We start from the raw sequence: 14196 nt of genomic DNA on the forward strand, positions 1-14196 counted from the left end.
CGCCCGGCGCCGTGTCGTGCCGGTGCGCACCCTCGTCGCCGACCTGTGGGAGGACCCGCCGGACGGAGCGCTCGGCGCGGTCCAGACGTTCGTGGGGGCGCTGCGCAAGCGCTCGAACCTGATCGTCCACCTCGGACTCCGTCGACGCTGCTGGTCACCGAGGGTGCCGGCTACGCGTTGCGCGCCGAGGACGTGGACGCCTGGCGGTTCGAGGAGATGCTCGGCGGCGATCTCGCCGTCCTGGACAATGCGCTGGCGTTGTGGCGCGGTCCGGCCTACGCCGAGTTCGCCGGCGAGCACTGGGCACGGGCCGAGATCGACCGCCTGGAGGAGCTGCGGCTCGTTGCGGTCGAACGTCGCGCCGAAGCCGCGCTGGCCGCTGGACGTGCGGCCGGTGTCGTCGCGGATCTGCGCGCTCACCTCGCCGAACACCCGTGGCGGGAGAAGGCGTGGAGCCTGCTCGCGCTGGCGCTGTACCGCGAAGGACGTCAGGGCGACGCGCTGGAGGCGGTGCGGGCGGCACGCCGGGCTCTCGTCGAGAACCTCGGTGTCGATCCGGGTCCTGAGCTCCGCGCGCTGGAGTCGGACATCCTCACCCAGTCCGCCCGCCTGATGCCTTCGCCCGAGTCGCCGCTGGTGGGCCGGTCGGCGGAACTGGCCGCCCTGGACACCGCCGTGCCGAGGGCGGGGGCTGGGGATCGCGCTCGTGAGCGGCGAGGCGGGGGTGGGCAAGACGGCGCTCGCCGATGCGTTCAGCGAGGTGCTCGCCTCCCGCGGCTGGACGACCGTGTGGGCGCGTTGCCCGGAGGACGCCCCGGTGGCATGGCCGTGGCAGCAGGTCGTGGAGGCGTTGGGGGAGAAGCTGGTCGCCTCCGATCGCTTCCACCTCCGCCGGGCCATCGTGTCCACTGTGGAGTCGGCGGCGCCGGTGCTGATCGTGCTGGACGACCTGCATCAGGCGGACGAGGAAACTATGGCGGTGCTGGCCGCGTTCACCACGACCAGGCTCTCCGGTCGTGTGTTGATCGTCGCGACCACGCGCACGTCGGTGCCGTCGGAAGCGCTGGCCCGCGCGGAACCGGTCCGTGTCGAGCTCGGCGGTCTGGGGGAGGAGGCGGTCGCCGCGCTCGTGCGGCCGATCGGCGGTTCTCCCGACGTGCGGGTGATCTACGAGCGCAGCGGCGGCAATCCGTTCTACGTCAAGGAACTCGCCCGGCTGTTCGCGGCCGGTGGCGATCTCCGTTCCGTTCCGCCAGGCGTGCGGGACGTCATCCGGCATCGCCTGACCGCATTGCCCGCTGAGGCGCGCACAGTGTTGCAGCGGGCGTCGGTGCTAGGACGTGACGTCGAGGTGGACCTGCTCGCCGCGCTGGCGGGCGACGACGTGCTCGACGCGGTGGATCTCGCGCTCGGGGCGGGTTTCCTCGTCGAGGTGGCACCCGGCCACGCCCGGTTCACGCACGCTTTGGTGCGCGACACGGTGTACGAGGACGTATCGCTGACCAGGCGTGCGCGTTGGCACGCCACCGTCGCATCGGCGCTCGAATCTCTGCGCCCCGATGACGTTCAGCTGCTCGCCCACCACTATGTCCTGGCAGGGACGCGAAGTGCTGCCGCGGTCAGGGCGCTGGCAGCGGCCGCGGAGGCCACCCGCTCTCCACGTGACGCGGTGCGCCTGTGGCGAGCGGCGATCGCGGCCTCCGGCTCCACCAGGCTCGACCTCGTGACCGGGCTGGCCACGGCACTGGCCGTCAGCGGTGACCTCGCGGAGGCTCGTGCGCAGCGGTCCGTCGCGTTGCGAACGGCCGGTGACGCGCAGGAGATGGCGACCGTGATCGGTTCGTTCGACGTCCCCGGCATCTGGACCACGAACGACGACCCCACCCACTCCGCCGGGCTCGTCTCCGCGGCCGAACGCACACTGGCCGCGTTCCCCGGCCCCACCTCGACCCGTGCCCGCCTGCTCGCGACGATCGCGATGGAGGAGCGCGGTACCTGCAATCGCCTGGCGGAAGCCACGGAGGCCGAGGCCATCGCCCGTGACCTCGGCGATCCCGCGCTGCTCGCGTTCGCGCTGAACGGCCGCTTCATGCACACGTTCCACCGCACCGGCCTCGCCCCGGAACGTGCGGCGATCGGCCGTGAACTGGTCGCGCTGGCCTCCGAGCACCACCTGGTGACCCACGAGGTGCTCGGCCACCTCATCCTGGTCCAGGCTCATGCCGCACTGGCCGAGTTCGAGACCGCGGACCAGCACGTGGCCGCAGCAGATGACCTCGCGCAACGCCACGATCTGCCGTTGGTCGGGGTGTTCACGGACTGGTACGCCGCGTTGAAGCTGGCGGCGGCGGGACGCGTCGCGGAGGCCGACCGCGCGTACCGTGCCGCAGCCGCCCGCGTGCGGGGGACGGGCATGTGGGGCATGGAGCGCGGCCTGCTGCTGTTGGCCCTCCTGAGCCTGCACGGACCGTCCACAGTGGACCTGTCAGACGACTGGGGTCCCCACCTGGACTGGGTTCGCCCGCTGGTGCTGCCTCACGACGAAGCGCTGGCGGCCGCACGAGCGTTGCCGCCAGGGCCGGCGGACCTGCTCGCCGAGGTGCGGGCATGTCTGCTGGCCATGGCGGCGACGCGCTTGCGGGATCAGGAACTACGCGAACGTGCCCGCTCGTTGTTGCTTCCTGCGAGGGCCGAACTCGCCGGCGCGGGTACCGGCCTGTTCACGTTCGGCCCGGTCAGCCGTTATCTCGACGAACTGTGACGGTCACAGCGGCAACCGGCGCAGCGCGGGTTTGAGGACCTTCCCTGAACCGGTGCGCGGCAGCTCGTCCACCACCTCCACGTGCACCGGGATCTTGTACTTCGCAAGGCGCGGCAACAGGAACTCCCGCAGAGTCGTGGCGTCCACGGCAGCACCGGTCCGCGGTCGCACGAACGCACGACCAACCTCGCCCCACCGCGGGTCCGGCACCCCGACAACGGCGACCTCGGCCACGTCCGGATGGTCGGTGATCGCGTTCTCCACCTCGGCGGGATACACGTTCTCGCCACCCGAGATGAACATGTCCTTGAGCCGGTCGACGACGTACAGGTGACCGTCGTCGAGCCGCCCGATGTCGCCGGTGCGGAACCACCCGTCCTCGGTGAACGCGGCCGCTGTGGCGACCGGGTCGTTCCAGTAGCCGGGCGTGACGTTCGGCCCCTGCACCAGGATCTCGCCGGTTTCGGCCAGCCGGAGGTCGCCGAAGAACACCGGCGTCCCCGCCGAGCCCGCCTTGCGCACGCTGTCACCCGCCTCCAGGAAGGTGGCGCCGGGCGCGGTCTCGGTCAGGCCGTAGCCCTGGCAGAACACCAGCCCGCGGTCCTGGTAGGCGTGGATCACCGCATCCGGTACCGCCGCCCCGCCGCAGATCAGCACCCGCAGCGAGGACAGGTCGGCGGTGGGCCAGCGCGGCGACGCGGCCAGGTCGGCGTACATGGTGGACACACCGAACATCCACGTCACGCGGTGTTGCTCGATCAACGCGACGCACTCGTCGACGTCCCAGCGCGAGGTGATCACGCTGCGCCCGCCCTTGATGAAGGTGGGCAGCAGCGTCTGGGTGAGCGCGGCGACGTGGAAGAGCGGGGCCGCGACCAGCGCGACGTCGTCGGTGGCGACGTCGATGCCGATCATCAGGTTGAACGTGTTCCACAGCAGGTTGGCGTGGCTGAGGACCGCGCCCTTGGGCCTGCCGGTGGTGCCGGAGGTGTAGAGGATCAGGGCGGGGTCGTCGACGGCGACCGGCACGTCGAGCAGTTCTGCCGAGCCGCCCGCGAGCCAGTCCTCGTGGTCGTCGAGACAGATGGCTCGCGGGTGTTCCGCGCGGTGTGACGGCGCGTGGATCAGCACATGTGCGCCGCTGTCGGCGAGCTGGTAGTTGATCTCCGCAGGGGTGAGGCGGAAGTTCAGCGGTACGAAGACGGCGCCGAGCTGGTGGGTGGCGAACATGGTCTCGGCGAACGACGGGTGGTTGGGGCCGAGGTAGGCGACCCGGTCACCGTGGCGCACCCCGAGCTCCTCCAACCGGCGCGCCAGCTTCGTCGTGCGGACGGCCAGCTCCTCGTACGTGGTGGAGACTCCGTTGCAGGTGAACGCTTCACGCTTCGGCGCCATGCGCGCGCGGCGGTGTGGCCAGCTGCCCAGTCCCGCGTTCCGCATTCCTGTCTCCTGTCAGGCTCGTGCGGCTGGTCTCCTGCAGTGCGACCGTGCAGACCACGGTGAGCAGGCAGAACGCCGCGAGGATGAACGGGATGGCCGCGGTGCCTGCCAGGCTCTGCACCTGCGCGAAGAGCAACGGGGCCAGGCCGGCGCCCAGGCCGGCGAGCTGATAGCCGAGCGAGGCGCCGGTGTAGCGGCTGCCGGTGCTGAACAGCTCGCTGTAGAGCGCGGCGAGCGGGCCGTACATCATGGGGTGGATCACGGCCTGGCCGAGCACCAGTGCGATGACGATGAAACCGTTGTCCACCAACGGGAACAGTGCGAACCCGAAGGCGGCCATCAGTACGGCGCCCGCGAGGACGACAGGCCTGCGGCCGAACCGGTCCGACGCCCCGGACCAGGCGATGATGCCGATCACCGCGAGCGCGGACGACAGGGTGAGCGCGTTGAGGATCGACTGCCTGCTGTTGCCCGCCTGGACTCCGTAGGCGAGCACGAACGTCGTGAGCGTGGACTGTGCGACGAACGCCGAGAGGCCGACACCGACCGCGAGCAGCAACGTGCGCGGGTGGTTGCGCAGCACGTCGACCAACGGCGCGGAGGTGCGCTTCGCCTGAGCTTGGAACACGGGCGTTTCTTCGACCTTCATGCGCACGAACAGGCCGATGCCGAGCAGGACCACGCTCAGCAGGAACGGCACCCGCCAGCCCCAGTCGAGGAACGCCCGCTCACCCACCAGTGCCGCGGTGCCGGTGAGCGCGGCGGTCGACAGCACCATGCCGCACGGCGCCCCCGCGTTGGTGAAGCTCGCCCACAGTCCGCGCCGTGAGGTGGCGTGCTCGGCGGACATGAGGACCGCACCACCCCACTCGCCGCCGACGGAGATGCCCTGCACCACCCGCAGCAGGATCAGACCGGCGGGAGCGAGCCAGCCGACCTGGCCGTAGGTGGGCAGCAGGCCGATCAGGAAGCTCGCCACACCCATCAGGCTCATGGTGAGCACGAGCATCTTCTTGCGCCCCAGCAGGTCGCCGTAGTGTCCGAAGAGGACACCGCCGAGCGGGCGGGCGAGGTAGCCGGTGGCGAACGTGCCGAAGCTCGCGATCGTGCCGACCAGCGGGTCGAGCGAGGAGAAGAAGACCTTGTTGAACACGACCGCGGAAGCGGTGGCGTAGAGCAGGAAGTCGTAGTATTCGATCACGCTTCCGAGGAAGCTCGATGAGACCGCACGGCGTAACTGCGTTGTTGTCGCCATGACTTCACCTCACGCGTAGTGACGGTAGACGGCGCGTGCGACGCACGCGGGCTTGTCGGAACCTTCGATCTCGACCGTGAAGTCGACGGTGATCTGCACGCCGTTGCCCGCGACCTCGTCGACGGACGCGACCTTGCCCTGGAGGCGGATCTTGGCGCCGACCGGTACGGGGGCGGGGAACCGGACCTTCTCCAGCCCGTAGTTGATGCTCATCCGCACGCCCGAGACGTCGAGCAGCTCTCCCATCAGCGGGATGAGCAGCGCCAGCGTGAGGTAGCCGTGTGCGATCGTCGTCTTGAACGGCCCGGCGGCGGCGCGTTCGGGGTCGACGTGGATCCACTGGTGGTCGTCGGTCGCGTCGGCGAACGTGTTGACGCGGCCCTGGTCGATCTGCAGCCAGTCGGTGTGGCCGAGATCGGCTCCTCCCAGGGCCTTTAGCTCTTCGAGTCCGTGCACGGCGGTGGTCATGCGTCCTCCTTGACGAGTCCGAGCAGCCGAGCGGCGTTGTGCTTGAGGATCTTGGGGCGGACCTCGGCCTTGATGTCGAGCTTCTCGAAGTCGGCGAGCCAGCGGTCCGGGGTGATCACCGGGTGGTCCGAGCCGAAGAGAACCTTGTCCTGCAGCACGGTGTTGGCGTAGCGCACGAGCTGCGGCGGGAAGTACTTCGGCGACCAACCGGAGAGGTCGATGTACACGAACGGCTTGTGCGTGGCCACGGCGAGTGCCTCGTCCTGCCAGGGGAACGAGGGATGCGCGAGCACGATCTTGAGGTGCGGGAAGTCGACAGCGACGTCGTCGACGAGCATCGGGTTGGAGTGCTTGAGCCTGATGCCACCGCCGCCGGGCACGCCGGCGCCGATCCCGGTCTGTCCACTGTGGAACAGCGCGGGCACGCCGAGCTCCTCGATCACCTCGTACAGCGGGTAGGCCATGCGGTCGTCGGGGGAGAAGTCCTGCAGGCTGGGGTGGAACTTGAAGCCGCGCACGCCGTGTTCCTCCACGAGCCTGCGCGCCTCCCGGGCCGCCGTACGGCCCTTCCACGGGTCGACGCTCGCGAACGGGATCAGCACGTCGGCGTGCTCGGCGCAGGACGCGGCGATCTCCTCGTTCGCCGATGCGCGGGTGCCCGGTGGCGTGCTCCGCGTCGACCGTGAAGATCACCGCGGCCATCTTCCGCTCGCGGTAGATCTGCGCGGTCTCGGCGATCGTCGGCTGCCGGTGGGCGGCCTTGAAGTACTTCGCGGACGCCTCGATCAGCGCGGGGCTGAGCGAACTGTGGCCGTCGCCGGAGATCTCCGCGTGCGTGTGCACGTCGATGGCGACCAGGCCGTCCACATCCATTGTGGGCACGTTCATGGCGCCACCGGAACCGGGATGCCGTACGTCTCGGCCTCGAACTCGTTCCACCGTTCAGCGATCGCGGGTGCGGTCCAGCCGCCGTCCGCGAACTGGACCTGCTTCTCGGCGGGGTGCGACCACAGTGCGAGCCGGTCGCCACCGATGCCGATCGCCTGCCCCGTCACGCCTTTCGCCGCGTCCGAGGCGAGGTGGACGATCAGCTCCGAGACGTCCTCCACGGTGCCGAGCCCTTCGTCCCGCCGCACCCAGGCGGGCAGTGGCGCCCCGGTCCGTTCGGACTCCTCGATCAACGGCGCGAAGGCGGGAATCGTCTTGGTCATCTCGGTCGCGGCGACCGGGACGACCGCGTTGACGGCGATGTCCGACCGTGCGAGTTCCAGCGCCCACGTCCGCGCCATCGCGGTGATCCCCGCCTTGGCCGCGGCGTAGTTGGTCTGCCCGAAGTTCCCGCGCTGCCCGGCCGGCGACGAGATCAGCACGAGGCTGCCGCCGGTTCCCTGCTCCCGCATCCGCACCGCGGCCGCGCGGGCGCACGTGAACGTGCCGCGCAGGTGCACGTTGATCACGGCGTCGAAGTCGTCGTCGCTCATCTTCCACAGCACGCGGTCGCGCAGAATGCCCGCGTTGGTGACCAGCACGTCGAGCCGTCCGAACTCCTCGACGGCGGTGTCCACCAGCCGCTGCGCGGTCTCGGCCGGCCCGACGGGCGCGATCACGGCCTTGCCGCCGATGAGGGCGGCGACCTCCTCCGCGACCTCGTCCACGTCGTTGACCACGACCTTGGCGCCGTTGCGGGCCAAGGCTTCCGCGTACGCACGCCCCAGTCCGCGGCCGGCGCCGGTGACGATCGCGACCTTTCCCGACAGCTTCATCCGACGAGTTCCTCTCCGTTGGGGTCGTCGCCCAAAGTACGCCACAATCGTGACGCTCGTCTAGATTCTGCCCAACATGTATCGTGACAGCGTGACGCCGCAGTCCTTGATGCTGAACTTCCTCGGCCTGTACGTGCTGGGCCGCGACATCGCCGTGTACTCGGGCAGCGTGATCGACGTCTTCGGTCGCGTGGACGTCTCCGAGGAGGCGGTGCGCTCCACCCTGACCCGGATGACCTCCCGCGGCCTGCTCTCCAAGCACCGCAACGGCCGCAAGGTCTACTTCGGACTCACCCCGCGTGCGACCGACGTCCTGGAGGACGGTGGGCGCCGCATCTGGCAGCGCGGCGCCGTGAACAGGGACTGGGACGGCACCTGGACCCTGGTCGGCTTCTCCCTGCCGGAAGGCCGCCGCGGCGACCGCCACGACCTGCGCTCCCAGCTGCAGTGGGCAGGCTTCGGGCCCGTGCAGAACGGCCTGTGGATCGCCCCCGGCACCCGCGACGTCACCGAGATGGTCGCCGACCTCGGCCTCACCGAGAACGTCACCGTCTTCACCGCGCAGCACGCCAAGCCGACCGAGGCCGCGGACCTGGCCACGCGCGCGTTCGACACGGCCGCCATCGCCGCGCGCTACCAGGACTTCCTGGCCCGGTGGCGCGAGCCGCTCGACGCACTGCCCGACGACCTGGCCCGCCAGCTGGTGCTGCACGCGGACTGGCTCGACCTCGTGCGCCAGGACCCCCACCTGCCGGCCGAGCTGCTCGCAGGCGACTGGCCGGCCATCGAGGCGGAGCAGCTGTTCAGGACACTCGCCACGCGCTACGCCGAGACCGCGGCGCCGCTCGCGCTCGCCGCCATCGAGTCGATCGAGGTCTGACCCGTCAGCTCGCTGAGGACACCAGGGCAGGTCCGATCCAGCGGCGGACCAGCTTCCGCAGTTCATCGTCGGTGAGCGCCGGTTCCGACGGATAGCGCAGGAACGACAGGAAGAGTCGCATCAGGATCTCGGCCAGCCCGGCGAAGTCCTCTTCGGTGGTGACACCGGCGGAAGCCCAGTCGACCGGTACGTTGCGGAGAATCCGCGCGCCCAGCGCGAGCCACTCGCGAGACGTGACCGCGCCGGTGAAGAAGTCGCCTTCACCCGCCTGCAGAAGCAGGCTCAGGTAGGGCTCGTCGGGGACGGCCCTCACGCCGAACACCACGGACTCCACGGCGACCTCGGCAGGGCTGCCGAACGACGTCAGGTGGCGTTCCATCCGCCCGGCGAACTCCTCGACACCGGCGATGGCGACGGCGCTCAGGATGTCGGCCAGCCGCGGGAAGTAGCGGTAGATGGTCTGCCGGGTCACTCCGGCCTCGGTCGCGACGTCGGAGAGACTGGTCTTGGCGAGCCCGGCACGATCGAGGCACGCCGTTGCCGCGTCGACGATCCGGCGGCGTGCCTCGTCCTCGGTGCCGGGTGGGTTGCCCCTCCATCCGTGGTGCCCCATGAGCACCATCTTTCCTCAAACGGAAGCGGGCACCGCGCGCCGCGCCCGGTGGAGCCGCATCAGCACCAGGCCGGCACCGACGAAGCAGGCGAGCGCGTACAGGCCGCTGCCGATCGGTGTGCCGTCAGCGGTGACGCCGTTCTCCGCGGCGAGGTACTGCGGCAGGGCGCTGATCCAGAACACCGCCATCACGCCGAGATAGCAGGCGGGGTAGAACCGGGCGAAGGCCGGCAACGGCTCGTCGGGAAGTCCTCGTGCCGACACGATGAGCCACGCGCCCGCGCCCCAGATCAGGGCCAGCTCGATCCCGAGCACCCAGGCCTGAGCGGTGATGTTGGTACCGAACAAGCTCGACGGGATCCCCGCGATCATCATCGTCAGCGGGGTCAGCGCCCCCGCGACCACCGCCCGCATCCTGCCCGGCAACCGCACGACCAGGTAGGTCATGGCACCCAGCGAGACGGAAGCGAACAACAGCGCGCTCTGCAACGGCACCGAACCCATCGCGGGTTGGTTGACGATCTGGTTGTCCGGGTTCCACGCCCACCATTTCAGCTGCGGTCCAATGTGGTCGAACACCTCGTAGAACACCTGGCACACGAACGCGACGGCCACCGACCCGGCCAGCGCGCCGCGATCGCGGAAGATCCCGAGCGAGCGCACGACCTCGTAGGCGAGCTGGCTGATCATCGGGTAGAACGCCACGATGTAGAGGGGCAACCGGTCCCACATGAACTGCACGGTGAACTGGTTGTGGGCGAAGATGAAGCCGTAGATGTCGTCGAGTCCGAACCACTCCGGGAAGTACAACGGAGGCTCGATCACGAAGAGGTAGACCAGCGACGCCCACCACAGCGCCAGGTTGACCGGGTCGCCCGCGCGCCGTCGGCGAAGCGCGTGCATCAGGGCGAAAACGGCACCACCGATGACGAGCACCTCGAGCACCGGCATCGTCCAGTGCGCGAGATCCCAGGGCGGCCGGACCGAGACCACGGGGGAGACGTCGTGGCAGTCGAACCCGAGACCACGGGCGACCGCCTCCGCCTCCATCCCGCACTCGGTGATCATCGCGCCGCCATCGTCGAGTAGTCCGTCGCCGGCGGCTCGGCCAGGGGATCGAATCCGAACGGAACCCGTTGCCGTCCCAACGCTGTGCGGACCCGGTGACGAAGCAGTCCCGCGATCACGCGCGGGTTGGTCATCATGTCGCCCAGCGACTCGTCCAGGTTGAACACCTTCGCGAAGTGCTCGTCGATCACCGCGTCCTCCCGTGCGGCACCGACGATGAAGCTGAACGCCGGCCCCGACACCGCCGCGACGAGCCTCCGCCTCCACTCGGGCAGCTTCTCCGTGCCCTCCGCGCACTCGTAAGCCTGATCCCTGGCCATCGCCAGGCGCCACGGCACCGTCAGCAACTTCCGCTGTGCCGCGAGGAATCGCGACGAGAACTCCACGTCGACCCGCTCGGCGTCGGCGAGATGCCCGCGCAGCAACAGCGCCGAGCTCGCCGCGGAGCTGATGCCCTGTCCGTAGAACGGGTTGAACGCGCAGATCGAGTCACCGACGAACGCCAAGCGCCGCGGCGGCGTCTTCCACCGGTCGTAGCGCCGCCACTTGTTCCCGGTGGACCGCGTCAGGTGCACCTCGGAGGTGGGCGTGCACCGGTCCATCGCCTCCGCGAACAACGGCGTCCGCACCCGCTTGGCCGACCCGGCGAACGCGTCGGCGGTGCGGGGCATCTCGAGCCCCCACGACCCCATGCAGGCGATCGCCCGGTTGCCCTCGATCGGGAAGAAGTTGACCAGGAACTCGTGCTCGGGCGGATGCTCGCCCTTGTGCAGGGTCGGCATGACCACGATGTGCCGCCACCACCACGACGGCGGCGGCTCGGCCGGGAGCTCGTACCAGCGCGAGGTGTAGGTGACCTTGGCGTCGAGCGTTCGCACCTCCGGCTCCGGCCAGCCCGCCGCCACCAGCCAGTTGCTGACAGGGGAGCCCCGCCCCATGGCGTCCACCACGAAGTCGGCCTCGACGTGCTCGTCCCCGGCGGAGACCCCGGCAACCTCGCCGCCGCGGCAGGTCAGCCCGCTCACGGAAACACCTTCGCGCACAACGACGTTGCCCAGCTTCCGCACCTGGTCGCGCAACACCCGCTCGATGAGGATCCGCGAGCTGTAGATCATCGTCATCGACGCCCGCTTGCGCGCCGACCACCCCTCGCCGTCGAGGTAGGCGGCGTCCATGGACGGCATCAGATGCAGTCCGCCCGCGGCGATGAGCTCGTCCTCGAAGCCGGGGAACAGCGCCCCGATCGCACGACGTCCCGAGTTCAGCAGGAAGTGCGGGTGTTTGCTCTGCGGCACCCCGCGCCGGTGCTCGGCCTCCGCCGGAAGCTCGTCGCGTTCCAGCACCACCACTTCGTCGAAGTGCGGGGCGAGCGCGCCCGCGGCGCAGAGGCCGGCCGCACTGCCACCGAGAACGACCGCGGTCCTGCCGAGCCGCATGCGGACCAACTCCCCGGTGAGTCAATCATACAAAGTTCCCTTGAATGTATGAATGACTGGTGCGGGTGTCAAGGAATCCATTGGCCGCGAACAGGTTTTACGCGATCACGTCAGCGCAGCTCATCGCCGCGTCAGGTGCGGTCTCGCCATGGGTACGCCGAAGGTGGGCCTCACCCCACACCCGGACTCCTTCGACGACGGGCAGGACGGTGGTCCCGTACGGAGTGAGCCGGTAGAGGACGGGCGCCGGGACCGGTCCGGTCTCGACGCGTTCGACGAGCCCGTCGGCCTCGAGCTCGCGCAGCTGCTCGGCCAGCACCTTGGGTGTGATCGGCGCACCCCGTCGGCGAAGCCCGGCGAAGTGGGACTCTCCGTGGGCGAGCCAGTACAACAGTGTCAGCTTCCACTTCCCGCCGATCGCGGCGAACGCGGCGGCCATCGGGCAACCGGGCAGCGGGTTGGGGCGGGAGGGGTTACCCGCAGGTGCCTTCTTGTTCATGGTCGGGCTCCGCTCGGATAGTCGAGCCATGACGATGTCATGCAGACGAGTACTGGCCGCGGGCTTTTCGGCCTTCCTGATGCTGATCGCGACGGCGGTGTCGGGCGACGCCGCACCGTCTCCCGCGACCGTCGCCGACGGTCAGCGGGACTTCGACTGGGAGATCGGCAGCTGGCGCACCTCGGTGCGCGTGCTCGCCGACCCGTTGTCGGCGACCCCGGACGAGTGGCTCGAGTTCACGGGCACGAGCGTCGTTCGTCCTTTGATGGATCGGCGGGCGAACGTCGTCGAGCTCAAGGTCTCGGGGCCGAGCGCTCGCATCGACGGTCTCAACCTGCGGCTGTACGAGCCGCAGGCGCAGCGGTGGAGCCTGACCTTCGTGAACATGCGCGACGGTCTGCTCACTCCGGCCGTCTACGGCGGCTTCCGCGACGGCGTGGGGGAGTTCTACGGCGACGACCAGCTCGGCGGCCGTCCGATCAAGGTGCGCTTCCTGATCTTCCGGCTGGGCCCGACAAAGCCAGGTTCGAGCAGGCGTTCTCCGACGACGGCGGCACGACGTGGGAAACGAACTGGATCGCCGTGGATCGGCGGGTGCCCTGATTCCGCCGCGTTAACACTGGCCGTGCAGCTGTCTCAACTGGTGGTTGACGGTTGACAGTCGAACCGGGGTGGATTACTCAAGCACCTGAGGTGGGCGGGGCCACCTGACCAACATCGTTGGGCAACTGAGGTGGCGAATGACAGTGGAGTTACCGGAGATCCCCGGCTTCCGGTACGTCAGACCGCTCGGCAAGAACGTCCATCTGTACCGCGGTGGGGACGGCGAGGTGGCGGTGAAGCTGCTCGTCGACCCACCGCGCGCGGCCGAGATGAGGACGGTGCTCGGGCTCGGGCACCCCGGGATCGTCACCGTGCACCGCGCCGGCCGGACCCGCGCAGGACTGCTGTACGTGGTGATGAAGCACTACTCGAACGGTGACCTCGCCGCCCTGGCGCCGTTGCCGTTCGAGCGCGTGGTGGAGATCGGCATCGAGATCGCGGACGCGCTGCACGCCGCGCACCAGGCCGGCGTGGTGCACCGCGATGTCAAGCCGGCCAACATCCTGCTCGACGAGCACGGACACGTGTGCCTCACCGACTTCGGCGCGCTCGGCCGGGACCGGTTGCCCTGGACGGCGCCCGAGGTGATCACCAGCGGCTCCTACAGCGTGCGTGCCGACGTCTTCTCGCTCGGGGCGACGTTGTGGCACCTGCTCGTCGGGCACTCGCCGTTCGTGGTGCCACGCGGTAACAACACGCACGCCGCTCTGCAGCAACGCATCCTGCACGGCGGTCCGCACTCGACCGGCCGAGCACCGCAGTCGCTGGAAGTACTGCTGCACCAGGCGATGGCAGCCGACCCGGCCGCTCGTCCGGTGTCTGCAGAGGACTTCGCGCGACGGCTGCGGGGGATCCACCGCGAGACTGTGCCGGCGGCGTCCACTGTGGACGTGGTCGCCGTCCCGGCGGACCCGCTCCCGCGCAAGCGGACGCGCTGGCCGGTGTACGCCAGTGCCGCCGCGGTCGCCGCCGGTGTGATCGGCACCAGCGGTGTGCTGTTGCTGAAAGACGAGACCCTGCCGAAGTCGGCAGAGGTGGTCCAGCCGCAGAGCGCGCCAGGCGGCCCGGACGCCCTGTCCGGCAAGGCGACCGTCAGCGTCACCCGCGTCAACTCCGAGACCCTCCGCTTTTCGTGGACCTACCCGTCACCGCTGGCCGGTGACACGTTCGCCTGGCGCACCAACGACGAACTGAAGACGGGCAAGGTCGAGACGCCTTCGGTCGAGCTCTATGCGCCGGGCGCGCTGTGCGTTCAGGTGCGGGTCGTGCGCGCCGACGGCAGCAACGCGAGTGATCAGAGTTGGTCGCAGGAGGGCTGCGGCACCTGACGTCCCAGCATCACGTTCCGGTAACGGGGTGCAACGGTGTCCGGCATCCCGGCCACCCCTGAGCAGCACGATCGGCTGCTTG

General features: G+C 69.7%; 12 protein-coding genes and 2 pseudogenes. 5 read left to right on the plus strand and 9 right to left on the minus strand.

The genetic code is table 11. From position 1 onward, the window contains the following. Positions 1-216 precede the first annotated feature (216 nt). Positions 217-534, plus strand: a pseudogene (locus FXN61_RS52455) (AfsR/SARP family transcriptional regulator); the annotation flags it as partial. Positions 535-706: 172 nt separating this feature from the next. After that, on the plus strand, positions 707-2761 hold the full coding sequence (locus FXN61_RS50815; RefSeq protein ID WP_312877926.1) for an AAA family ATPase: 2055 nt from the start codon (positions 707-709) through the stop codon (positions 2759-2761). A gap of 3 nt (positions 2762-2764) precedes the next feature. On the opposite strand, the gene FXN61_RS22790 is transcribed toward FXN61_RS50815, so the two are convergent. The 5 genes and pseudogenes from FXN61_RS22790 to FXN61_RS22810 all read right to left on the minus strand — a co-directional run bounded on the left by FXN61_RS22790 (position 2765) and on the right by FXN61_RS22810 (position 7687). Next, positions 2765-4201, minus strand: a complete 1437-nt coding sequence (locus FXN61_RS22790; RefSeq protein WP_167976076.1) for an acyl-CoA synthetase — start codon at positions 4199-4201, stop codon at positions 2765-2767. Further along, positions 4140-5456 (minus strand): MFS transporter, encoded by a 1317-nt coding sequence (locus FXN61_RS22795; RefSeq protein ID WP_167976077.1) that lies wholly within the window; start codon positions 5454-5456, stop codon positions 4140-4142. Before FXN61_RS22795 ends, FXN61_RS22790 begins: the two co-directional genes overlap by 62 nt. A 9-nt stretch (positions 5457-5465) precedes the next feature. Further along, positions 5466-5924, minus strand: a complete 459-nt coding sequence (locus tag FXN61_RS22800; protein ID WP_167976078.1) for a MaoC family dehydratase — start codon at positions 5922-5924, stop codon at positions 5466-5468. Then, positions 5921-6797, minus strand: a pseudogene (locus tag FXN61_RS22805) (amidohydrolase family protein). The gene FXN61_RS22800 and the pseudogene FXN61_RS22805 overlap by 4 nt, the downstream one beginning before the upstream one ends. 11 nt (positions 6798-6808) lie before the next feature. After that, complete coding sequence (locus tag FXN61_RS22810; RefSeq protein ID WP_167976079.1) at positions 6809-7687, minus strand: SDR family NAD(P)-dependent oxidoreductase; 879 nt, start codon at positions 7685-7687, stop codon at positions 6809-6811. 91 nt (positions 7688-7778) lie between these two features. Between FXN61_RS22810 and FXN61_RS22815 the strand changes: the two genes are divergently transcribed. Then, the gene (locus tag FXN61_RS22815; RefSeq protein WP_312877927.1) at positions 7779-8567 is read left to right on the plus strand and encodes a PaaX family transcriptional regulator; all 789 of its coding nucleotides are present in this window, start codon (positions 7779-7781) and stop codon (positions 8565-8567) included. Between the two features lie 4 nt (positions 8568-8571). Here FXN61_RS22815 and FXN61_RS22820 read toward each other — a convergent pair whose 3' ends face one another. From FXN61_RS22820 to FXN61_RS22835, 4 genes are all read right to left on the minus strand, one after another. Next, the gene (locus FXN61_RS22820) at positions 8572-9180 is read right to left on the minus strand and encodes a TetR/AcrR family transcriptional regulator (protein ID WP_167976080.1); all 609 of its coding nucleotides are present in this window, start codon (positions 9178-9180) and stop codon (positions 8572-8574) included. A 15-nt stretch (positions 9181-9195) separates the two neighbouring features. Continuing rightward, the gene (locus tag FXN61_RS22825; RefSeq protein ID WP_167976081.1) at positions 9196-10248 is read right to left on the minus strand and encodes a hypothetical protein; all 1053 of its coding nucleotides are present in this window, start codon (positions 10246-10248) and stop codon (positions 9196-9198) included. Next, positions 10245-11684 (minus strand): FAD-dependent monooxygenase, encoded by a 1440-nt coding sequence (locus FXN61_RS22830; protein WP_167976082.1) that lies wholly within the window; start codon positions 11682-11684, stop codon positions 10245-10247. Before FXN61_RS22830 ends, FXN61_RS22825 begins: the two co-directional genes overlap by 4 nt. Positions 11685-11781: 97 nt before the next feature. Next, on the minus strand, positions 11782-12183 hold the full coding sequence (locus FXN61_RS22835) for a winged helix-turn-helix transcriptional regulator (RefSeq protein ID WP_246291881.1): 402 nt from the start codon (positions 12181-12183) through the stop codon (positions 11782-11784). Positions 12184-12211: 28 nt separating this feature from the next. Here FXN61_RS22835 and FXN61_RS22840 point away from each other — a divergent pair, with 28 nt between their 5' ends. Together FXN61_RS22840 and FXN61_RS22845 are read left to right on the plus strand one after the other, a co-directional pair. Continuing rightward, positions 12212-12841, plus strand: coding sequence for a hypothetical protein (locus FXN61_RS22840; protein ID WP_246291882.1), 630 nt, complete (start codon positions 12212-12214; stop codon positions 12839-12841). Positions 12842-12923: 82 nt separating this feature from the next. Continuing rightward, on the plus strand, positions 12924-14114 hold the full coding sequence (locus FXN61_RS22845; protein WP_167976083.1) for a serine/threonine-protein kinase: 1191 nt from the start codon (positions 12924-12926) through the stop codon (positions 14112-14114). The last annotated feature ends 82 nt before the right edge of the window (positions 14115-14196 follow it).

Source organism: Lentzea indica, from assembly GCF_012184385.1.
GTDB lineage: Bacteria > Actinomycetota > Actinomycetes > Mycobacteriales > Pseudonocardiaceae > Lentzea > Lentzea indica.